The sequence below is a fragment of the Pseudomonas sp. RIT-PI-S genome, from assembly GCF_025642975.1.
In the GTDB taxonomy this organism is placed as follows: domain Bacteria; phylum Pseudomonadota; class Gammaproteobacteria; order Pseudomonadales; family Pseudomonadaceae; genus Aquipseudomonas.
Map to the genome: position 1 here is coordinate 148,752 of NZ_JANZKJ010000005.1, position 22,497 is coordinate 171,248.

Consider the following 22,497-nt stretch of genomic DNA (forward strand, 5'->3'; position numbering starts at 1 on the left):
CGGCCCGCCGTCATTTAACGCGTTTGTGCCACGCAAACCCATCTAATTCAGCCAGTTAAGCTCCCTCAAAAATCAATTCCGAACGCTAAGCGCATCCTGGCACGGGCTTGCGTGCCCGCCTTCAGGCGCCAATCTGGCGGAATCAAGCCCGATTGACAGGCCAAGGATTGTTGATAATCATCAAAAGGCAATATTCTCGATACCCGTCGCAGCCGGTGATTAACCGCCGACCCCGAGCCTGTTCAAGTCACTTGCTATCGCGATACCCAGCGCAAGAGCTGCCTGGCACTTACCATGAACCGAAGGAAGTACAACGCCCATGGCTACTATCGTTAAACTCAAATCTGGCAGCATCCTGGAAGAAAAAGAAAGCTTCTCCCGCGCCGTATGTGTGGACAACTGGATCTTTATGTCGCTCACGTCGGGGCGCGACTACAAGAGCCGGGTGATGCCCGAAACTGCCTTGGGCCAGGCTGAGAACGCCCTGCGCAATGTGGAAGGCGCCCTGCTGGCCCTGGGGTCAGAGCTGGCCGATGTGGTGCGCTCACGCATTTTCATTCCCAACCAGGCCGACGTGCCGGCGGTAATGGCTTTCATCGGTGAGCGGTTTCGTGGCATCGACCACGCCCACTGCGTAAGCTGCGGGCCGCTGGGCGGGCCAGAGTACCTGTTCGAGATCGAGGTCACTGCCTATAAAGGCGCGGCCAGGGGCCCTCAGGAGCGAGTGACCATCAGCCTCTAGCAATGGCGCACGAGGCCACGGGGCGCTTGCCAATGCCTAGCAGGCGCGACCAGTGGTTTCTAGGCACCGATGCCCCTGGAGGAAGGCCTTTGCGCTCGATAGTGGCTTTGGACGTCCTTCCGGGCCTTTGCGCTCCAGTGCGTAGCTGGGGTCGCCAGTGACTGGTGGGTGAATCGGCAAGGCCACTCTTGCCATACATCAGCAATGCTCCCCGGTTGTATCAAACAAGTTGTATCAAACAACGAGGCAACTGCGCGGGTAACATCTGTTTTTAACCGAAACCCGCGGACCCGCGTATCATCACGCGGCCCTTCTGCAGATATCTAAGGCTATTTCAACCGCATTTGGGCAAGCCGAACTCATCATCGGGAGCGTAAGCTCGCCGCGCAAAAAGACCGCCCAGGGTTGCGCACTGATATGAAGGCCAAGGTTTTTCCCTGGAGAGAGGCTTATTCCTGAAGTATCCGGCATTTCGCGGATCACGGGGGCGAAGAAGGCAGCATGAATCGCGTAGATCAGTACATTCAGGCGGCTACCCGCGCCAATACCCGGCGCAGCTATAAAGCGGCGCTGGAGCATTTCGAGGTGAGCTGGGGCGGGTTGTTGCCAGCCACGGCGGAAAGCGTCGCCCGTTACCTGGCGGACCACGCCGGGAGCCATGCGGTGAGCACCCTGCGCCAGCGCCTCGCCGCCATCGCCCAATGGCACATCAGCCAAGGCTTTCCAGACCCTACCAAGGCGCCCATGGTGCGCCAGGTGCTGCGCGGCATCCGTACCCTGCACCCGGCCCCACCGCGGCAAGCGATACCCCTGCCGCTGTTGCATTTGCAGCAGGTTTGCGAACGGCTCGAGGTGCAGGCGCAGCACGCTCGCGAACTGCAAAACCTGCCTGACCTGCTGCGCGCGCGGCGCGACCTGGCCCTGCTCTTGCTCGGCTTCTGGAAGGGCCTGCGCAGTGACGAGCTGGCCCGCTTGCGGGTGGAGCACATCCAGGTCGAGCCCGGTGCGGCGCTCACGTTCTTCCTTGCCCACAGCAAGGGCGACCGCCAGGCGCTGGGGCAGCAAGCGCGTATCCCCGCCCTGCGCACCCTATGCCCGGTCAAGGCTTATAGCGCCTGGATCGAAGCCGCAGGCATCGCTCATGGCCCGGTGTTTCGCCGCCTCGACCGCTGGGGCAACCTCGGGGAAGCGGGCCTGCATGCCAGCAGCTTCATCCCCTTGATCCGTGGCGCGTTCGCCCGCGCAGGCCTAGACGGCGACGCCCTGACCAGCCATTCGCTGCGCCGCGGCTTCGCTACCTGGGCGGTGAGCAATGGCTGGGATATGAAGTCGTTGATGAATTACGTGGGCTGGAAGGACATCAAGTCAGCCATGCGCTACATCGACCCAGCTGACTCCTTTGGTGGGCTGGCGCTGGGGCATCTAGCGCAGTCATAGAGCAGCGGCCGCGCCCACAACGGGCCGCGAGGTCAGTCGGCCCGCTCCAGCCACAATACCAACCCTTGCCGGGTGCGCCCGCGAAAATGGCCGCCGCCCACCGGCGTGAGCATCAGCAACGTATGCAGGTCGCCCCTGGACAACGCGATGCCGTCTGGCTTGCTGGCCCAGGCGGCGATCGGGTGGCTGAGCCAGGCCGCTCCGCAATGTGGATCGTGACTGCTCGCCCGGTTGTCCGGGGCCAGGCTGAGCACGCAACCCTCCCCCCTGCGGCCATCAGGAAACAACACCCAATTGCCGACCAACGCCTGGGAGCTGGCCGGCGCCAGGCTGCTGGCGAGTGCGGGCGCCACCGCCGCACCCGCGCACAACCACAGCAGTGGCCGCGCCAGGCTGCGGGGGCTAAACGAGAAAATCACTGGTGTGCGCATCGCCAAGGATCTTGATCACGAAGTCCGCGGTGTGGTCGCCATTGAAGTCGATCGACAAGTTGGTCCCGTAGCTGGCATCGCGCAGTACCGCAGCCCCGGCCGTGCCGTCGAGGGTTCTGCTGAAGTGGATGATATCGTTGCCGGCGGTGGACAATGCGGAGAGGTCAATGCGGTCGTGGCCGGTGGCAAAGTCCATCAGCCGGTCGGCCGCGGCGGCGGTGGAATCGGACCGGGCGAAATAAATGAAGGTGTCGTCGCCGACGCCTCCCCACAGTTTGTCTGCCCCGCGGCCGCCAGCGAGCAGGTCGTTGCCCGCGTTCCCTGTCAGCTCGTTGGCAGCGTCGTTACCGAGCAGGTAGTCGTTGCCACGCCCGCCGATGGCCTTTTCGATGGTCACCCCTTGGGCAATGGATACGTTCCCCACCAAGCCCCCCACGTCCGAGAAGCTGGCGTCATGCAGGTTGATGCGCTGGTTCATGCTGTAGCCGGAAAAGTCCAGGGTATCGACCCCGCCGCCATCCCATACCGAGAAGATCAAGGTGCTGTGCGCCGAGGTCGCCGTGGTTTCGGCGCGGTTGCTGTTGGAATGGAAGCCATAGATGGTGCCGCCGGAACGGGTGTCCAGGTTGGCGCCGTACAGGCGCTGGATAGCGGCGATATCGTCCATGAGGGGCGCCGAGGCATAGGCATTGGCGAAGTTCTGATCGGTGAAGTATTCGTCCCAGTAGCTCATCACGCTGTAGCCGCGCGAATCCTCGGCGTAAACGGCGTCGTCGTCATAGCTCAGCACCCCGTTCCAGGCGTCATAGTCGCCTGGATGCGCCAGGCCCAGGTTATGGCCGAGTTCATGTACCAGGGTCTGCCCGCCGTAGTTGTTCAGGCCCGCTTCGGCGTTGTAGCGGTAGTCATCGCTGACCCAATACCAGGACTGGCCATCGTGGCTGCTGCCGCTGGGGTAATAGGCAAACGCGGCTTCACCATGGGACACCGAATAGCTGGCCAGCGCCAGGTGCCCCTCACCTCCGCTGGCGGCCTGGGTGAAGGTGATGTTGGCGACGTCCGCCCAGCCGCGCATGGCCAGCTTCGCCTGGGCCTGCTGCTGGGCATTGAACGCGATGAAGTCGCCCAGGTTGCTGTCGAAGTCCGCCGGCTTGGCCTGGGTGAAGCTATAGGTGAGCGCGACCGTGCCGTCGCCGTTGGTGTCGTTGAAGTGGTAGCCGTAGCGGTCGATCTGCGCGGCGGCCTGGTCGACCGTGTAGGACGGGTGGCCATTGATATAGCCCGTGCCTCGGTCGTATTGATGAAGGTAACTGTTAAGGCGGTCGTAGGCCTTGCTGGTTTGGGAAAGGTCGACAGCGGCAGTGACAGGCTCAAGGTCAGACATCTAGGTAACCCTACTTGGAGGAATAGCGAGCATGCTCGGGCGCGCTCCAGGGTCCAGGCAACAGCGGCCGCACCTTGAGAGCCTCGCCTTCTATATGAAAGCTGGCACAGGTCTGCAGCGCCCGCCATCCCGCTCACAGGCTTTACCCGGGCAGGCGACGAAAGGCGAAAGCCCGTTGGTTCAACTGCGCTGGTGGCGCAGGCGCCCGCCGGTTACGCTCAGGGCAAAACCTTCGCAAGGAGCCCTCATGACTGACCGCGCCGCGGCCTTACCTCGCAGTGCTTTTCCCCACTGGCAGCCAATCCAGACCCGCTGGGCAGACAACGACAGCTACGGGCACGTCAACAACGTAGTGTATTACGCCTGGTTCGATACGGCAGTGAACCGTTTCCTGCTCGAGCGTGGCCTGCTGGGGCCCGCCGTCGACTGGTTGGGGCTGGTAGTGCATACCCATTGCGATTATTTCGAGTCGGTGGCTTTCCCGCAGGCGCTGGAGGTCGGCCTTCGGGTCGCCAACCTGGGCCGGAGCAGCGTGCGTTACGAGTTGGGCATCTTCGCGGAAGGTAGCGACCGGGCCGCGGCGCAGGGGCAGTTTGTGCACGTGTACGTGCAAGCCTCCGACCGCCGCCCACTGCCCGCGTTGCCAGAGCCGTTGCGGGCCGCCCTGGCGCCGTTGGCCAGCCCTGGCCTGACATGAGCGGCGTATGAGGCGCTGGGTAAATGACACGCCTGGCGCTGGCGCGAACCACGCCGTGTAAGCCAAAAGCGCCTTGAAATGCAGTATTGTCGGACAATATGTAGTGCTTAAAAATTTACACTACAAAACCGTTGACGGCAGCGTTTCCCCCTTGCATGATGCAGACGTCTCCCCGATCGGGAGAGCTTGTAAACGACTCTGTGCCTGTCCGGCGAGCCGCCGGGCTGTTCCTGATGTACCTGCCCACAAGGCAGATTGACACGGCTGACGCTTCATCCGAACAAGGGTTGGGCAGTCGGCGCAATATCGAGCGACTTGTGGGTGTACCTCGCGTCATCCCCTTCCGCATCCCGATTGCGCCCTACCCCATGCCTGCGATTTGTGTGTAGTGCCTACCTGTCATTGCTACATCGGGTTCATACCAACCACCAGACAGACCAACGAGCGGTCAAGGGACTTATGAACATGAACCTGAACAACGAACCAACGATCGACCAACTGGCGCAACTGCTGGCCATCCGCAAAGACCGTAACGACAGCCATATCCTGTGGGTTTGCGAGTCGGGCCAGGTCCATGTCGAAGGGCTGGCGCCCCACTCCGAGGAAGCCGAGTTCGAAAGCACCCGCCCGAACATGCGGGCCCGCTTGCGCACCTACCGCCGGGGCCTGGGCTACGTCGGCAAGAAGGCCGCCGCCGACCGTGAATTCGTCAGCCGAGTGCTGCATACCCTCAAGCAGGAATGGCAAGCCGCGCAACACGCCGCCGGCGTTCATGTCATCGACCGCTACTACTGATCGACCCGAGCTACCCCCTCTGAAGCCCGCTTGCCGGGCTTCTTTTTTTTGCGCGCGCTGGCGGCCCCCGAGGCAAGCCTGCACAATGGCCCCTGCCATCGACAGGAGCCCCGGCATGAATGCAACAGCGCACCGTATCGCCGTAATCGCCGGCGACGGCATCGGTACCGAGGTCATGCCTGAGGGCATTCGGGCGCTGCAAGCCGTTGCCGAGGTGTTCGGGCTCCAGCTGCAGTGGGATCACTTCGATTTCGCCTGCGCCGACTACTACCTGGCCCACGGCAAAATGCTCCCGGACGACTGGTTCGACCTTCTCAAAGGCTACGACGCTCTGTACTTCGGCGCCGTGGGTTGGCCGGCGGTGGTCCCCGACCATGTGTCGCTCTGGGAATCGCTGCTGCAGTTTCGCCGTGGCTTCGACCAATACGTGAACTTGCGCCCGTGCAGGCTGATGCCTGGCGTGCGCTCCCCCCTGGCCGGGCGTCAACCGGGTGAAATCGACTTCTATGTGGTGCGGGAGAACACCGAGGGGGAATATTCGAGCGTCGGCGGGCGCATGTTCCCCGGCACCGAGCGGGAGATCGTGCTGCAGGAAACCGTGATGACGCGCGTGGGCGTGGACCGCATCCTGCGCTTCGCCTTCGAACTCGCCAATCGCCGGCCGCGTCGCCAACTCACCTCCGCCACCAAGTCCAACGGCATCGCCATCACCATGCCGTACTGGGACGAGCGGGTGCGAGCGATGCAGGTGGCGTACCCCGACGTGCGCGTGGACAGTTTTCATATCGATATCCTCGCCGCGCATTTCGTGCTGCACCCCGACTGGTTCGACGTAGTGGTGGCCAGCAACCTGTTCGGCGATATCCTTTCCGACCTCGGCCCAGCGTGCACCGGCACCATCGGCATCGCACCGTCGGCCAACATCAACCCTGAGCGCACCTTTCCGAGCCTGTTCGAGCCGGTCCATGGTTCAGCCCCGGACATCGCCGGCCGCGGCATTGCCAACCCGATCGGGCAGATCTGGTGCGGGGCGATGATGCTCGAGCATCTCGGCCATGCGCAGGCGGGCGCGGCGCTACTGCGGGCGATCGAGGCGGTGTTGGCCCGAGGGCCGGAACAGGCCCCGCTCACACCGGACCTCGGCGGCACCGGCACTACGCTAGAGCTGGGCGCGGCGATCGTCGAGCAGATCCGCCACGCCGGCCGCGCCTGAAGCGAACGGCAACCTGGCGGCATTTCTGAACTAGCGGCGCAAGCCTCTCTCGAATAATCAAGTACCCAAACCAGAGGAATCAGCATGAAGGTCGAAGATCTTGCCGGCAACGTGAAGGCTGGAGGCGTAACCGAGCTGAACCTTGTGTCCGTCGAAGGCGGCTCCTACACGCTCCACGCGGTCGTTGAAGGTGAATCGCAACGGGTGCTCGACGCCACGGGCGAAACGCTGCATGTGGCATCGGTCGATCAGGCACGCAAACTGTTGGTGGACGTGCCGGACAGCGTGCCGCTCTTTCTGGTGCAGCCTGCCGTTTATGACGAGATGATCGGCCAAGACCACGCGCTGACGGATTCGCGCGAACGGATTCCACTTCACAGCAGCCACTGAATTCTCATGGACGTTCGCGCAGCGCAGGGCACTCGAGACCAACTTCTGGCGGAAAACGCGACCTTGCGGGCTGAACTCAGTGCCCTCAAGGGCGATGTGTTCGACGCCAGCGACATCGGCTTTTGCATCATCGAGGTGCGCTTCGATGCCAGCGGCATGGCGGACAACTACCGCTTCCTGAGCGTGAACCGCGCCTTCGAAAAGCACACCGGGCTGGCCCACGCCGAGGGCCGCTGGATACGCGAGATGGTGCCTGACCACGACGAGCACTGGTTCGACGTCTATGGCCAGGTCGCGCGCACCGGGGAACCGGTGCAATTCGAAAGCGAGGCCCGGGCACTGGGCCGCTACTTCATGGTTCAGGCGGCGCGTATCGGCGCCCCGGAGTTACACCGGATCTCTGTGCTGTTCACCGACATCACCGAGCGGCGCGCGGCTGAACGCGCACTGGAGCAGAGCGAGCGGCACTGGCGTGGCTTGTTCGAGCATTTCGATGAAGCCTTCGCCCTGGCCGAAGTGATACGCGACGAAGACGGCCAAGCGGTGGACTGGCGTTTCCTCGACGTGAACCCCGCCTGCTGCCGCGTGTTCGAGCGCCCCGCCGAGGCCGTACGTGCGCGCACGTTGCGCGAACTGTTCCCGAACCTGGCGCCGGGCTGGGTCACCGATGCCGCGCGCGTCGCCGAGAGCGGGCAGTCCATGCCGTTCATTCGGCCCCTTGACGATGTGCGGCGCTGGTATGAGGGGCGCCTGCATCCCCTACCGGCCGACCGCTTCATGGTCATCTTCCAAGACGTCAGCGAGTTACGCCGCGCCGCGCAACGGCGCGAGGGGCTGCTGCACTTGAGTGACCGCCTGCGGGTGATGGAGGAGCCGGATGACATCGCCGCGGTCGCCGCGGAGATCCTGGGCAACGTGCTGGAAGCCAACCGCGCCGGTTATTGCCTGATCGGCGGTGCGCCCGGCCGGGTCGAGGTGCAGCGGGACTGGACCAGCGACGGCCGTACCTCCCTGGTGGGCCTGCATGACCTGCGCCAGTTGGGCACTTTCGTCGACGACCTGTTCGCAGGCGAAACCATCGCCGTCAGCGACGTGCAGGCGGAGCCGCGAATCCCTCTGCCAGGCCGTTTCGAGCCCTTCCAGGTGCGCGCCTTCCTCAACGTTCCGCTGATGGAGGGCGATCACCTGGTGGCGCTGATGTTCGCTGACAGCCGCCACCCCCGTGGCTGGAGCCGCGAGGACATCGAATTTACCCGGGAATTGGGCGAAAGAACCCGCACTGCCATCGAACGCCGCCGCGCCGAGCATCAGCTTCAGCAGCTCAACGCGCGGCTGGAGCAACTGGTGGCCGAGCGCACCCGCGAGCTGCTGCGCTCCGAAGAGCAACTGCGCCAGTCACAAAAGATGGAAGCCGTCGGCCAGTTGACGGGCGGCATCGCCCACGATTTCAACAACCTGCTCACCGGCATCTCCGGCAGCCTCGAACTGCTGCAAAGCCGGATCGCCCAAGGCCGGACCCAAGACCTGGACCGCTACATCAACGCCGCACAAGGCGCCTCCAGGCGTGCCGCTGCCCTCACCCACCGGCTGCTGGCGTTCTCACGACGGCAGACCCTGGCGCCCAAGCCGACCCGGGTCAATCGCCTGGTCAAAGGCATGGAAGAGCTGATCTCGCGCACCGTGGGGCCTTCGGTGTCGATCATCAGCGACCTGAGCACCGACCTCTGGAGCGTGTTGATAGACCCGCACCAGCTGGAGAATGCGCTGCTCAACCTGTGCATCAACGCTCGCGACGCCATGCCCGATGGCGGCACGCTGACGATCAGCAGCCGCAACCGGCAGATCGACGAGCGGGGTGCCAAGGCATTCGACCTGGCGGCCGGTGAGTACGTGGCGCTCGCGGTCTCGGACACCGGCACCGGCATGGCACCTGAAGTGGCGGCCAAGGCGTTCGAACCCTTCTTCACCACCAAGCCCATCGGCATGGGCACCGGCCTTGGGCTGTCGATGATCTATGGGTTCATTCGCCAGTCCGGTGGGCAGGCGCGAATTCATTCCGAGCCGGGGCGCGGTTGCGTGGTGACGCTATACCTGCCCCGCCACCTGGGCGAGGTTCATGACACGCCCACCGTACCCACCGGGGCGCCGCCACGGGCCGAACTGGGTGAGACCGTGCTGATCGTCGACGACGAGCCGACGGTGCGCATCATGGTCACCGAGGTGTTGGAGGACCTGGGCTACCACGCAGTGGAAGCGGGCGACGGCCGTGCAGGTTTGCAGATCCTCAACTCAAGCCTTGAGATCGACCTGCTGATTACCGACGTTGGCCTGCCTGGGGGCATGAACGGCCGGCAAATGGCCGATGCGGCGCGGGTTCGCCGCCCCGACCTCAAGGTGCTGTTCATCACCGGGTATGCCGAGTCCAGCGTATTCGAAAACGGGCCGGTGCAGGATGGCATGCATGTGCTGACCAAACCGTTCTCGGTCGATAGCCTGGCGCGGCGGATAAGGGATTTGATCGAAACAACGGTGCCCTAGCCTTCAGGCGACCGTTCGCGGGCTTCGCCCGCTCCTACAGCGCTGGTGTAGGAGCGGGGCGAAGCCCACGATTCACGGCGTGGCCTACGCGGTATGGTCGGTAGGAGCCGCCACGCCGAGCGCTTGCACTTCAGTGGCGTGATCCGCGGTGGCGAATACGAACTGGTCATTGGTCAAGGTGTGGCTGTAATCGCCTACCAGGGTGACCTGGAACTTGTGCCCCGCAGTATCGGCTTCGTTGCTGCGGATATAGGTGCGATCGGCGCTGGCGTTGTAGCTCACCTTCAGCGTGCCATCGGTGCCATCGCCCAGGCCGGTGAAGCCCAATGCGGAGACGTCCAGGTGGTCGCGCTCGCTGGAGAAGTCCGTGATCAGGTCAGCCGAGCCCACGAAACTGTCGCCGATGCTGTTGTAGCGGAAGGTGTCCGCGCCGGAGCCTCCGGTCAGGCGGTCGCTGCCCGCCCCGCCCACCAGCAGATCATCGCCCACGCTGCCTGCCAGCGTATCGTTGCCCGCCAGGCCCGTCAGGGTGTCGTTGCCCCAGTCGCCGTAGAGGGTATCTGCCCCTGAAGTCCCGGCCAGATCCAGATGGGTGATGGGCTGCGACGAGTCGCTATGGGTAGGGTCAGGATTGGCGAACAGCACGTTGGTGGCGGTCAAGTCGTAGAGGTGATTGCCCTTGAGCAGGATCTCGAACCGGTTGCCGTTGGCGTCTGGGTCCAAGGACTTCAAGGCGGTGTAGTCCCCAGCCAGGTTCAACACCACCTTCAGCGTTCCGTCATGGCCGTTACCCAGGCCGGTGAAGCCCAGGGCGGTCAGGTCGATACGGTCGTGGCCATTGCTGTTGAAGTCTACGATCAAGTCGCGCTGGGCATAGCTGCCGCTGGCGTCGTTACGATAGCTGTCGCTGACATTGGTGTAGACGAAGGTGTCGGCGCCCGCACCGCCGGTGAGGGTGTCGCCGCCGCTGCCGCCCAGCAGGCGATCCGCGCCGCCGTCGCCCAGCAATGCATCGCGCCCGGCATTGCCTACCAAGGTGTCGTCGGCGGTGGTGCCGACCAGCCGATCGTTATGACCGGTACCGGTGGTGAGCGAGAAGAAATTGTCCGCGCCCAGGGTGGTCAGGTGGTTGCCGCTCAGCGCCAGCTGAAAGCGATTGCCCTGGCTGTCTGCATCCAGGCTGGAGAGGTAGGTGGTGTCGGTGCTGGCGTTATAGGTGACCTTGAGCGTGCCATGGTGGCCATTGCCGAGGCCTACCAGCCCGAGCGCGGTGAGGTCGAGGCGGTCGGTGGAGTCGTTGAAGTCCGTGATGCGGTCCGTGTGCGAGCTGGACGCGGTACGGTAGCTGTCGCTGACCTGGGTGAAGCGGAACACGTCGCTGCCGCTGCCGCCGGTGAGTTGGTCGGCACCCGCGCCGCCAACGATCACGTCATTCCCCGACGCCCCGTCGATGCGGTCGTTGCCAGCCCCGCCACTGATCAACTCGTCGGCACGGCTGCCCGCGATGTCATCGGCCGCGGCGCTGCCCCGCAGGATCAGTACATCACTGTTATTGGTGACCTGAGTGTCGGTGCCCACGGCGTTGATGTCGCCCAGTTGGGTGCCGTTGACCACGTTGCCGAAGATCAGGCTGCCGTCGACGCCAGCGGTGTCCGAAGGGATCTCGGCCACGCCCCAGGTGGAGTTGGCCCCACCGGTGATGAGGTTGTCGTAAACGAAGTTCTGGCTGCCGTTGTTCGAACCCAGGCTGCGGATCGCGACTTCGGCCGTGTCGCTGGTCTGGGAGTTGCCGTGGATGACGTTGCTGGCGACCTCTACGTGAGTGGTCCCTTGCAAGTCGACGCCCGAGCCGCCGTTGCCGTGGATGTCCAGGCGATACACGCCGCCGTATTCGATGCCGCGCACCCGCACGCCGTCGCCAGCATTGTCGTACACATCGCCACCGATCACGCTGAAGTAGCCGGTATCCACGCCGCTTTCGTTGTGCACGTAGATGCCATCGGCACCGTTGCCCGACGCCACGTTGTCGGTCAGGGTCAGGGCTTCGCCGCCCAGATTCACATTGATGCCGTTACGGCCGTTATCGACGCCGCGGTTGTCCTGGAACGTGGCCGCCGGCAGCGAACCACCGAGGCTGAAGCCGTCGAGGGTATTGCCGCTGGCGGTGCTGTTGCGCACGGTCAGGTTGACCGCCGGGTCGGTCAGGTCGAAGCCGCTGCCGCTGAAATGAGTGGCCGTCACGCCGTCGATCACCAGGTTGGTGACCGTACCGGCGCCAACCTGTGACCAGCCATTGATCTGGCCACTGGCGTGAGCCTGGTTACCGTCTAGGGTCAGGTTGCTGACCGAGGCGTCCTGCACGGTGGCACCGGCAGCCACGCCCAGCAGCGAATGGGTGCTTGCGGTGGCGCCGTCGGCCAGTTTGAGGGTGGTCGCCCCCGCGCCGTCGCCGCTGAGCGTCACGTTACTTTTGAGCGCCAGCGCGTTGCCCGAGCCATCGCCATCGGACACTACCCAGGTACCGCTTGGCACATACACCTTGCCGCCGCCAGCCGCGGCCGCGGCGTCGATGGCTTTCTGGATGGCGGCGGTATCGTCGGCGCCATTGCCTTTGGCGCCATAGTCACGGATGTCAAATACTTCGGTCATGCATTGCTCCTGTCTGGTACTGGAGGCCGCGAGGCCTGCCCGGTCGGGCCCGATGGCCATGCCTGGCGGATGCGAATCAGGGATGTATGAAAAGTCTTTCAGCGTAGACAACATTTCGTACATCGCCCGGCGAAACCATGTGACCCCCTGCGGGCTCTATAGTTGGTTGAGCATAGGCCAGATCCGACGGAACGATGCCTGACTTGGACGGCAACGCTTCCTGCTATGATCGCCAGGCCTTTGGGCATGTGCCCGCCTTACTGCCATATAACGGACCCTCGCTTCGATGATCCAGGACCCTGCCGCGGCGTCTTCCGCGGATAGCCCACAACTTCTCCATGGTGGGGAGCTCGGCGAGCTCATCCGCCGGCATGACTGGACCCCCAGCGGCCTGGGCCCATTGGCCGGGTGGCCGCAGAGCCTGAAGACCGTCACCGCCCTGCTGCTGGCTTCGCCGGTGCCCATGGTGCTGCTGTGGGGGGTCAAGGGCATCATGATCTACAACGACGCCTACTCGGCCTTCGCCGGTGGCCGTCACCCCCGCCTGCTCGGCTCCGAGGTGCGCAAGGGCTGGCCGGAAGTGGCCGACTTCAACGACAACGTGATGCGTGTGGTATTGACCGGGCAAACCCTGGCGTACAAGGATCAGGAGCTGACCCTGTATCGCAACGGGCAGTCCGAACAGGTGTGGATGAACCTGGACTACTCGCCGGTGTATGACGAACTCGGCCAGCCCGCCGGAGTGATCGCAGTGGTGGTGGAAACCACCGAGCAGGTGCTCACTCGGCGCAACCTGCAGCACAGCGAGCAACGCTTCCGCGCACTGGTGAATGCCACCGCCGATGTGATCTATCGCCTTTCGCCAGACTGGAACGAGCTGCATCAGCTCGAAGGCCGCGGCGTTGTGCATGACAACACCCGCCCTACCCGCGGTTGGCTGGACACCTACATCCAGCCCGCCGAGCAGCCTCGGGTAAGGCTAGCCATCGAACAGGCCATCCGCGATAAAACCAGCTTCTATCTGGAACACCGCATCAAGCGCATGGACGGCAGCTTCGGCTGGGCGGTGTCCCGCGCGGTGCCATTGATGAACGAAGATGGCGAGATCCTCGAATGGTTCGGCGCCGCCACCGACATCACGGCCCGCCGCGAGGCCGAGGAAACCGTTCGCGCCAACGAACGGCGGCTGCACTTCCTCGACGCCCTCGGCAAAGAGACCGCGCGCAGCACCGACGCGGACGTGATCATGGCGGTCACCATGCAGATGCTTGGCCAGCACCTGGGCGTCGCGGTGTGTGCCTACGCTGACATGGACGCAGACCAAGACGGATTCACCATCCGTGGAGACTGGAACGCGCCGGGATCGCGCAGCATCGTTGGCCATTACCGGTTGGCCAGTTTCGGCCAGCTGGCGATGAAGAACCTGCACGCCGGCCTGCCGCTGATTCTCCACGACAACGCGCGCCAGCTGGCTCCGCACGAGGCCGAGGCGTTCTCGAGCCTGGGCCTGGCGGCGACCATCTGCATGCCGCTGGTCAAAGAGGACCGTTTGACCGCGCTGATGGCGATCCACGACCGGCAGCCACGGCAGTGGACGCCTCAAGAGCTGTCATTGCTCACGGAAGTCACCGAGCGCTCCTGGGCGCATATCGAGCGGGTGCGGGCCGAAGCCCAGCGACGCGAAAGCGAGGAGCGCTTCCGCCAGGACCTGGAAGCCCGGGTCGCCGAGCGCACCGAAGCCTTGCGGGTGAGCGAAGCGAACATCCGCCGTACCGAGCAGGCGCTGCAGCAAGCGCAGAAGATGGAAGCGCTGGGCAACCTTACCGGCGGCATCGCCCACGACTTCAACAACCTGCTGATGGCCGTGCTTGGCAGCCTCGAGCTGCTGCGCCGGCGTCTGCCCGCGGACCCGCCACTGCTGCGCCTGCTGGACAACGCCAAGGCTGGCGCCGAACGTGGAGCATCGTTGATCGCGCGCATGCTCGCCTTCGCTCGCCGCCAGGAGCTGCGCGCCGAAACGGTGGAGCTCAGCCAACTGGTGGCTGGCATGAGCGAGCTGTTGCAGCGCTCGCTCGGCCCGACCATCGAGCTGGAAACCGCGTTCGCCTTGGTGCCGGCATGGGTCCGGACCGATCCCAACCAACTGGAAGCGGCACTGCTCAACCTGGCGGTCAACGCCCGTGACGCCATGGGCGGCCAGGGCCGGATCATCATCGGCGCGCGCCTGCAGCACGTGCCGGCCCACGATCCCCAGCTCAAACCAGGGGATTATTGGTGCCTGTGCGTGGCCGACACCGGCGAAGGCATGGACGACGCTACGCTCAAGCGCGCCACCGAACCGTTTTTCACTACCAAGGGGGTTGGCAAAGGCACGGGGCTGGGCTTGTCCATGGCGCTCGGCCTGGCCGAGCAGTGCGGCGGAACCTTGCGGCTGCGTAGCAATCCAGGGGTTGGCACCACCGCCGAGATCTGGTTACCGGTGACCGCCGCACCCGAGGACAGGCCAGCCGCCCCGGTGGAAAGCGCCGACGACGTGGCCAGCGTGAGTTCGCCGCTCAGCATTCTCACGGTGGACGACGATGAACTGGTGCTCACCAACACCGTGGAAATGCTCAAGGAACTGGGGCACCGGGTCCGCACGGCAACGTCGGCGCGCGAGGCCATGGCGTGGCTGGAACGGGAAGACTTCGACCTGTTGATCACCGACCACGCGATGCCGCACATGACCGGCGCCCAACTGGCGGCGCGGGTGCGCGAACAGCGCCCGCGGTTGCCGGTGATCCTGGTCTCTGGCTATGCCGACGTAACGGCCGACCCCATCGCGGACCTTCCGCGCCTGGCCAAGCCATTCTCCCAGGCCCGGTTGATAGCGTTGGTGAACGAGGTCACGGCGGAGCGGTAGCGCCGGTTCCCGGGCGTTGCCCGGTCCTACAGGTTCGCCCGCCCTACAAAAACCTCTGTAGGAGCTGGCGCCAGCCAGCGAACGCATCCCCCGGCCTTTGTACCTACCGCTGCTTGAGGCGGTCGATGATCACTGCCAGCAGCAGGATGCTGTGGCGGATCACGGACTGGTAGCGTGGGTGAACGCGGTCACGCCGGGGGCGGTAGGGCCGGTTCCCGGGCGTTGCCCGGTCCCACAGGTCCCACAGGTTCGCCGGCTTCGCCTGCTCCTACAACCACCTCTGTGGGAGCTGGCGCCAGCCAGCGAACGCATCCTCCGGCCTTTGCACCTACCGCTGCTTGAGGCGGTCGTTGGTCACTGCCAGCGATAGGATGCTGCCGCGGATCGCGTACTGGTAGCGTGGGTGAACGCGGTCAGGGCGGGGGGCGGTAGTGCCGGTTCCCGGGCATTGCCCGGTCCCACAGGTCCCTCAGGTTCGCCGGCTTCGCCCGCCCCTACAACAACCTCTGTGGGAGCTGGCGCCAGCCAGCGAACGCATCCCGGCCTTTATACTTACCGCTGCTTGAGGCGGTCGATGATCACTGCCGGCAATAGGATGCTGCCGCGGATCACGTACTGGTAGCGTGGGTGAACGCGGTGACGGCGGGGGCGGTAGGGGCCGGTTCCCGGGCGTTGCCCGGTCCCACAGGCCCCACAGGTCGCCGGCTTCGCCTGCTCCTACAACTACCTCTGTAGGAGCTGGCGCCAGCCAGCGAACGCATCCCGGCCTTTGTACCTACCGCTGCTTGAGGCGGTCGATGATCACTGCCGGCAACAGGATGCTGTCGCGGATCACGTGCTGATAGCGTGGGTGAACGTGGTCACGGCGGGGGCGGTAGGGGCCGGTTCCCGGGCGTTGCCCGGTCCCACAGGTTCAACAGGTCCAACAGGTCCAACAGGTCCAACAGGTCCAACAGGTTCGCCGGCTTCGCCTGCCCCTACAACAACCTCTGTGGGAGCTGGCGCCAGCGAACGCATCCCCCGGCCTTTGCACCTACCGTTGCTTGAGGCGGTCGATGATCACTGCCAGCAACAGGATGCTGCCGCGGATCACGTACTGGTAGAAGGTATCGATGTTCTTCAGGTTCATGGCGTTTTCGATGATCGCCAGGATCAATACCCCAGCGATCACGTGGCGCATCATGCCGATGCCGCCGGCGAGCGACACCCCGCCCAACACGCAGGCGGAAATCACCGTCAGCTCGAAGCCTTGGCCGATCATGGGCTGGCCGGAGGTCATCCGCGAGGCCAGCACCACGCCAGCCAGCGCGCCGACCACGCCATGCACCGCGAAGATCACGATCTTGGTGCGGTCCACTGCCACACCGGCCAGCCGTGCGGCCTCCTGGTTACCGCCAATGGCCATGGTGTTGCGCCCATAGGTGGTGTAGTTGAGCAGCCAGCCGAAGAAGAGGAAGCACAACAGCGTGATCACGATCGGCACCGGCACTCCATACAGCTGGCCGTTGCCGAAGATCGAGAAGTCCTCTTGCATCACGCCCACGGCTTTGCCGTTGGAAAAGATGTAGGCAAGGCCGCGGACGATCTGCATGGTCGCCAGCGTGGTGATCAAGGCGTTGATCCGCAGCTTGGCGATCACGATGCCGTTGATCAGGCCAACCACCAGCCCCATTCCCAACGCCGCGCCCACGCCGTAGACCACGCTGTCGGTGTCGCGCATCACCACCGCGGCGATGACCCCGGCGCAGGCGATGACCGAGCCTACCGAGAGGTCGAAGTGCCCGGACGCCAGGCAGAACAGCATGGTGCAGGCGGCGATCCCGGTGGTGGAGATCGCCAGCCCCAGGCCGCGCATGTTCAGCGGCGAGAGGAAGTTGTCGATGAAGATGGCGGAGCCAGCGAAGATCGCGATGGCCGCCAGCAACATGACCCAGTCGTCGAGGAACCGCCGCAGGTTCAACCGGTGGGCAGACATCAACGGGGTGTGGGGTACGCTAGCCATGTTTCACCTCTTGTTCTGAAGCCACACGGGCGCCGGGCAGGGCCAGTTGCAGCAGGCTGGATTCATTGGCATCGGCACGGGGCAGTTGGCCGGTGACAGCGCCTTCGCACATCACCACCACCCGGTCGGAGATACCGATCACCTCCATCAGGTCGCTGGACACCACGATGACCGCCACGCCATTGGCCGCCAGGTTATGGATGATCTGGTAGATCTCGGACTTGGCGCCGATGTCTATGCCGCGGGTGGGCTCATCGAGCAGCAGCACCTTCATCGGCAAAGACAGCCAGCGGCCCAAAATAGCCTTCTGCTGGTTACCGCCGGAGAGGTAGAGCATCGCTTGGTCCGCCGAAGGCGTTTTTACGTTCAACGCACGGATCTGCTTTTCGGCGTTGTCGCGCTCCCAACGGCCACGCAGCAGGCACCCCAGGCGCACGTGCAACGGCCGCGCGCCGATGTTGATGTTCTCGCCCACGCTGGCCAACGGCACGATGCCCTCTTTCTTGCGATCCTCGGGGCACAGCAGAATGCCCGCGGCGATGGCATCGCGCGGGGTGGCCAGTTTCAGCCGGTGACCATCGAGGTGCACGTCGCCGGCGGTCGCCGGGGTCAGGCCCGAAAGCAGCCGCAGCAGCTCGGTGCGCCCGGCCCCGACCAGGCCGAAGAAGCCCAGCACTTCGCCCTGGCGCACCACGAAGCTGGCCGGCGAGCGCACCCCGGGGCCCTGCAGGCCATTGACTTCCAGCGCGATATCGCCGTGAGGCCGGGCGCGGTAGTTGTAAATGTCCTGGATGTCGCGGCCAACCATGCAGGTCACCAGCTTGTCATGGCTGAGCACGGCCATGTCTTCGAAAGTCTGCACGTAGCGGCCATCCTTGAAGACCGTCACCGCATCGCAGATGCGGAAGATTTCCTCCATCCGGTGCGACACGTACAGCACCACTCTGCCCTCGTCGCGCAGGTGGCCGATGATCCCCATCAGGCGGTCGATTTCCCGCGCCGACAAGCTGCTGGTGGGCTCGTCGAACGCGATCACCCGGGCGTCGTGAGACAACGCCTTGGCGATTTCCACCAGCTGCCGCTGCCCGAGCGACAGGTCGCCCAGGCGCGTTTGTGGATGGATCTCCTCCGCCAGCCCGTGCAGCAGCTCGCGGGCGCGCTTGTGCATCGCGCGCCGGTTGACGATCCCCAGGCGCGACGGGAAGTGCCCTAGCAGGAGGTTCTCCGCCACGGTCATCTCTGGCACCAGGTGCAGCTCCTGGTGAATGACCGCGATGCCGCTGGCCAGGCTGTCCGCGGCATTGCGGAACTTCAGCACGCGCTCGCCCAGTTGCAGCTCGCCCTCCGACGGCGTGTAGGCGCCGCCGAGGATTTTCAGCAGCGTGGATTTACCCGCGCCGTTCTCGCCCATCAGGGCATGCACTTGCCCGGGGTACGCGGTGAAACTGATATCGGCCAGGGCGCGCACGCCCGGAAACTGCTTGCCAATGCCCCTGAATGAAAGCGCCTCGGGGGCTCGGGGTTGCGAAACGGTCGACAACATCGGGGAATTCCTCGCGGACGGGCTCAATTCCACAGGCCGATTTTCTCAAGCTCTTGCTTGAAGTTGGCGCGGGTGATGAGGGTCACTTCGTCCATGGCGGTGTACTTGGGCGGCTCCTTGCCAGTGGTTACCCACTCATAGACCAGGGTCGCGGTCCGCTCGCCTTCGATGTGGGGGCTAGGCAGCATCGAACCGAAGAAGCCACTGTCCGGCTTTTTCAGCTCACCGATGGCATCGGTGCCGTTGATGCCGATGCCGATGACGTTGGCCGGCTTGAAGCCCGCGCTCTCGGTGGCCCTTACCCCGCCCAGCACCGTGTTGTCGTTCATGCCGCCCACGATCAGGTTCTTGGCAGCCGACGGCAGCTTCACCAGGGCCGAGTTAGTGGCGTCCATGCTGCCGGGCACGTCCAGGGTTTTCTGCGGGGCGTACACGATATGGTCTTCGGGCAAACCGGCTTTCTTCAGTGCGTCCACCGAGCCGTCGGTGCGCTTCTTGCCGGTGTCCAGTTCGTTATAGGTGTTGATCACCGCCCAAGTGTCTTTCCAGTCCCAGCCACGGTTCTTCGCCTCGCCGGCCATGGCCGCGCCCTGCTTCTGGCCCACTTCGAACGCAGCCATGCCGAGGTACGGCACGTCTTCCATGAAGTTGCCCTTGGCGTCGACGAAGCGGTCGTCCACGGCCATGACCTTGAGGTCGTTGGCCTTGGCCTTGGCCACGATGGCAGGGCCTAGGGAAACGTCTGGCGCGCAGATCACGAAGCCCTTGGCCCCGTTGGCGGCCAGGCTGTCGATGGCAGCGAGGGTTTTTTCGCCATCTGGCACGGCGATCTTCAGCAGGGTGAAGCCTTTGGCCTTGGCGGCTTTCTCGGCGAAAGCCCATTCGGTCTGGAACCAGGGCTCCTCCGCTTGCTTGACCAGAAAACCGATCTTCACCTCGTCGGCGGCAGGCGCCTGTGCCGCCCACCCCAGCGCGGCGGTGGTTGCTACGGCGCCACAAAAGACGCGGAACCCTTTGGATAGGGGCATGGCTCACTCCTTGTTCTTGTTAGAAAGCCGAACGGTACCGGCGGGGCCGATTACCGCGAGTTCAGTCAAGCACAGCGCTGTGGGCAATATGTAACGAAGTGTCACTCAAGCCCACGTGCGCAGGTCCATCAGCCGGCGAAGCGATGGCACGGCCTGCCGGCTACCTCCACTGTTGCCTTGAACAAACCACCGTCGAGGGCGCTCTGCCCTGCCGCTGGCGTTGCCGAAGTCAGATAAAGCGTGCGCAGGTCCGGGCCGCCGAAGACACAACTGGTGGGGTGGCTCACCGGCACTTCGATGCGCTGGGCGATGCGCCCTTCTGGGTCGAAGCGCAACAGGCAGCCGGCACCCCAGCGGGCGTTCCAGAGATAGCCCTGGCTATCCAGCGCGGACCCGTCCGGGGCGCCAGGCCCATCGGCGGCCCAGGCCTCACGCTCACCCAGGCTGCCGTCGGGCCGAAGGCCGTAGCGGTAGAGCTGGCCGGCACGGCTGTCGGCGAAATACAGATAGCGGCCGTCCGCGCTCCATTCCAGGGTATTGGGGATGCCCAGGCCTTCGAGCAACGGCGTGACCTGGGGCGCGCCTGCTCCGGGGCTGATCAGGAACAGCCCGCCGCTGTCGCGGGTCACGGGCAGGTCACCGCCGCTGGGGGTAAGGTTGTTTTGCATGGTGCCGAGCCACAGCCGGCCCTGGGGATCGCAGCGGCTTTCGTTGGGGCGATTTCCGGCAACCGGATCCACCTCGGTGAACAAGCGCAGGCTGGGGCGGTCTGTGGGAGAGGTCAGGTCAAGCCGATACAGGCCGCTGGCCAAGGCCACCAGGGCATCACCGCGGGTGGTGGGGATAAATGCCGACACCGGTTCGCTCAGCGCCCAACGGGTCAAGCCCCCAGCATCGAGGCGACAGGCCAGATGCCCTGCGATGTCGACGAAATACAACGCTTGGGTCGGCGGGTCCCAGAAAGGCCCTTCACCCAGCTTGAAGCGTTCGGGCAAAACAGGCTGCCAGTGCATGGCGCCTCCGCTTTTAATTGTTGTTGTACGTTCGAGCCAACCGCGGCTGACAGGACTGAGGCATTAAATAATATTACTATTTAGACTTCAAGCCCTCGGTTGCGAGGCATGTGACCTCAACCATGACCAAACCTGCACCGCTTGCCGTTGAAATTGGTATGACTATATTCAAGAGGTCGCGATCGCGGCTACCCGTTTATCCATAACAACAACCGTACGGAGAACGCCCATGAAACCCTTCCTCGCACGCAGCGGCCAGGCGGCCGGCCTGGCCCTGGCCATCAGCCTGGCGGCAGGTACCGTGCAAGCCGCTGGCCTGACCCGTGAACACGCCAGCTTCGCGACCCTCGACGATGGCACCCCAGTGGAGCGCTATCTGTTGCGCAACAGCCACGGGGTACAGGCAAGCATCCTGACCTACGGCGCAACGCTACAATCGCTGCTGGTGCCCGACCGCAACGGCCAATTGGCAGACGTGGTGCTGGGCTTCGATGACGTGCAGGGCTACCAGGCACACGGGGACGTATACTTCGGCGCCACCATCGGGCGCTTCGGCAATCGCTTGGCCAAGGGCCAGTTCACCCTCGACGGCAAGCAGTACCAGGTGCCGGTAAATGATGGCCCGAACGCGCTGCACGGCGGCCCGAAGGGCTTCGACAAGCATGTGTGGAAGGCCCGCGAAACCGATGAGAAGGGCTGGGTCGGGGTAACGCTGAGCTACCACTCCGCCGACGGCGAAATGGGCTTCCCCGGCAACTTGAACGTGGAGGTCGAATACAGCCTCAACGAGGACAACGTGCTGCGCATCCGCTACAAAGCCACCACCGACCGCAGCACGGTGCTCAACCTCACCAACCACAGTTACTTCAACCTCGCTGGCGCGGGCGAAGGCGACATCCTCAACCAGGTCGCGACCCTGCATGCGGCGCGCTACACCCCCATCGACAAAACCCTGATCCCGACCGGCGAACTGGCGCCGGTGGCCGGCACGCCCATGGACTTCACCCATCCCGTGGCCTTTGGCAAGCACATCCGCGATGACCATGAGCAGCTGAAATTCGCCGAACCTCAACAAGGCGGCTTCGACTTCAACTGGGTACTGGATAGCGCCGGCGACCTGGGCAAGCTTGCCGCGGAGGTGACCGATCCGGGCTCCGGCCGGCGCCTGCAGCTGTATACCACCGAGCCTGGAGTGCAGCTGTACACCGGCAACTTCCTCAAGGGCTTTGCTGGCAAAGGCGGCAAGACCTACCCTCACTGGGGCGCGTTCACCCTGGAAACCCAGCATTATCCGGATGCGCCCAACCAGCCCAATTTCGCCAGCACCCGCCTGGACCCAGGGAAGACCTACACCCAGACCACGCTGTTCCGCTTCAGCGCGCAGTAACCATGGACGCCGGGGAGATCAGCGCCTGCTTGCTGGCGCTACTGGCCCAGCGGGACCCCGGCGCATCCATTTGCCCGTCAGACGTCGCCCGTGCGCTTGGCGACGCCGATACCTGGCGGGCACTGATGGACCCGGTGCGCGCCCAGGCACAGGCCTTGGCGCGCACCGGCAAGGTGGTCATCACCCAAGGCTCTCGGCAACTTCCCGCCGAGGGCCCCTTCCACGGGCCGATTCGCCTGCGCCGCGGGCCGAACTTCAGCAGCTGACACAACCGAGAGATTCCTTTAAAGAATCCAATACATTCTCAACATGAATTTTATTTATGCCAAGCCTGAGGGTAACGTAG

At 64.3% G+C, this 22,497-nt stretch carries 16 protein-coding genes and 1 pseudogene; 10 read left to right on the forward strand and 7 right to left on the reverse strand.

Annotation, left to right across the window (positions count from 1 at the left end; all coding sequences use genetic code 11):
* Nucleotides 1–319 precede the first annotated feature (319 nt).
* Nucleotides 320–742: a Rid family hydrolase gene (locus OGL93_RS09820; protein ID WP_263262446.1), complete on the forward strand. Its 423-nt coding sequence runs from the start codon at nucleotides 320–322 to the stop codon at nucleotides 740–742.
* Nucleotides 743–1,243: 501 nt separating this feature from the next.
* Nucleotides 1,244–2,179, forward strand: coding sequence for a site-specific integrase (locus OGL93_RS09825; RefSeq protein ID WP_263262447.1), 936 nt, complete (start codon nucleotides 1,244–1,246; stop codon nucleotides 2,177–2,179).
* 32 nt (nucleotides 2,180–2,211) lie between these two features.
* Here the strand turns inward: OGL93_RS09825 and OGL93_RS09830 are convergent, their stop codons facing one another.
* Nucleotides 2,212–2,610 (reverse strand): protease inhibitor Inh/omp19 family protein, encoded by a 399-nt coding sequence (locus OGL93_RS09830; RefSeq protein WP_263262448.1) that lies wholly within the window; start codon nucleotides 2,608–2,610, stop codon nucleotides 2,212–2,214.
* Nucleotides 2,582–3,994, reverse strand: coding sequence for a serralysin family metalloprotease (locus tag OGL93_RS09835; RefSeq protein ID WP_263262449.1), 1,413 nt, complete (start codon nucleotides 3,992–3,994; stop codon nucleotides 2,582–2,584). The genes OGL93_RS09830 and OGL93_RS09835 overlap by 29 nt, the downstream gene beginning before the upstream one ends.
* A gap of 247 nt (nucleotides 3,995–4,241) precedes the next feature.
* On the opposite strand from OGL93_RS09835, the gene OGL93_RS09840 reads away from it, so the two are divergent.
* The 5 genes from OGL93_RS09840 (at nucleotide 4,242) to OGL93_RS09860 (ending at nucleotide 9,627) form a co-directional block, all read left to right on the forward strand.
* Nucleotides 4,242–4,691 carry a thioesterase family protein gene (locus OGL93_RS09840; RefSeq protein ID WP_263262450.1) on the forward strand — a complete coding sequence of 150 codons (450 nt, stop codon included), beginning with the start codon at nucleotides 4,242–4,244 and terminating at the stop codon, nucleotides 4,689–4,691.
* Nucleotides 4,692–5,156: 465 nt separating this feature from the next.
* Nucleotides 5,157–5,486, forward strand: coding sequence for a hypothetical protein (locus tag OGL93_RS09845; RefSeq protein ID WP_263262451.1), 330 nt, complete (start codon nucleotides 5,157–5,159; stop codon nucleotides 5,484–5,486).
* A 115-nt stretch (nucleotides 5,487–5,601) separates the two neighbouring features.
* A complete protein-coding gene (locus OGL93_RS09850) occupies nucleotides 5,602–6,699 on the forward strand; it encodes a tartrate dehydrogenase (RefSeq protein ID WP_263262452.1) in 1,098 nt (365 codons plus the stop codon).
* 84 nt (nucleotides 6,700–6,783) lie between these two features.
* Nucleotides 6,784–7,089, forward strand: coding sequence for a DUF6482 family protein (locus OGL93_RS09855; protein WP_263262453.1), 306 nt, complete (start codon nucleotides 6,784–6,786; stop codon nucleotides 7,087–7,089).
* 6 nt (nucleotides 7,090–7,095) lie between these two features.
* The gene (locus tag OGL93_RS09860) at nucleotides 7,096–9,627 is read left to right on the forward strand and encodes an ATP-binding protein (protein ID WP_263262454.1); all 2,532 of its coding nucleotides are present in this window, start codon (nucleotides 7,096–7,098) and stop codon (nucleotides 9,625–9,627) included.
* A gap of 84 nt (nucleotides 9,628–9,711) precedes the next feature.
* Here the strand turns inward: OGL93_RS09860 and OGL93_RS09865 are convergent, their stop codons facing one another.
* The gene (locus OGL93_RS09865) at nucleotides 9,712–12,276 is read right to left on the reverse strand and encodes a M10 family metallopeptidase C-terminal domain-containing protein (protein WP_263262455.1); all 2,565 of its coding nucleotides are present in this window, start codon (nucleotides 12,274–12,276) and stop codon (nucleotides 9,712–9,714) included.
* Nucleotides 12,277–12,562: 286 nt separating this feature from the next.
* On the opposite strand from OGL93_RS09865, the gene OGL93_RS09870 reads away from it, so the two are divergent.
* Entirely contained in the window at nucleotides 12,563–15,178 is a 2,616-nt protein-coding gene (locus OGL93_RS09870; protein WP_263262456.1) for a response regulator, read from the forward strand.
* A 1,033-nt stretch (nucleotides 15,179–16,211) separates the two neighbouring features.
* Here the strand turns inward: OGL93_RS09870 and araH are convergent.
* From araH to OGL93_RS09890, 4 genes and pseudogenes are all read right to left on the reverse strand, one after another.
* Nucleotides 16,212–17,153 (reverse strand): L-arabinose ABC transporter permease AraH, encoded by a 942-nt coding sequence (gene araH / locus OGL93_RS09875; RefSeq protein WP_263262536.1) that lies wholly within the window; start codon nucleotides 17,151–17,153, stop codon nucleotides 16,212–16,214.
* A gap of 19 nt (nucleotides 17,154–17,172) precedes the next feature.
* Nucleotides 17,173–18,723 (reverse strand): L-arabinose ABC transporter ATP-binding protein AraG, encoded by a 1,551-nt coding sequence (gene araG, locus OGL93_RS09880; protein ID WP_263262457.1) that lies wholly within the window; start codon nucleotides 18,721–18,723, stop codon nucleotides 17,173–17,175.
* A 23-nt stretch (nucleotides 18,724–18,746) separates the two neighbouring features.
* Nucleotides 18,747–19,670 (reverse strand): annotated as a pseudogene (locus OGL93_RS09885) (substrate-binding domain-containing protein); the annotation flags it as partial.
* Nucleotides 19,671–19,879: 209 nt separating this feature from the next.
* A complete protein-coding gene (locus OGL93_RS09890; protein ID WP_263262459.1) occupies nucleotides 19,880–20,764 on the reverse strand; it encodes an SMP-30/gluconolactonase/LRE family protein in 885 nt (294 codons plus the stop codon).
* A 229-nt stretch (nucleotides 20,765–20,993) separates the two neighbouring features.
* Here OGL93_RS09890 and OGL93_RS09895 point away from each other — a divergent pair, with 229 nt between their 5' ends.
* Together OGL93_RS09895 and OGL93_RS09900 are read left to right on the forward strand one after the other, a co-directional pair.
* A complete protein-coding gene (locus OGL93_RS09895; protein WP_263262460.1) occupies nucleotides 20,994–22,151 on the forward strand; it encodes an aldose epimerase family protein in 1,158 nt (385 codons plus the stop codon).
* A 2-nt stretch (nucleotides 22,152–22,153) separates the two neighbouring features.
* Entirely contained in the window at nucleotides 22,154–22,417 is a 264-nt protein-coding gene (locus OGL93_RS09900; protein WP_263262461.1) for a DUF3253 domain-containing protein, read from the forward strand.
* Nucleotides 22,418–22,497 lie beyond the last annotated feature (80 nt).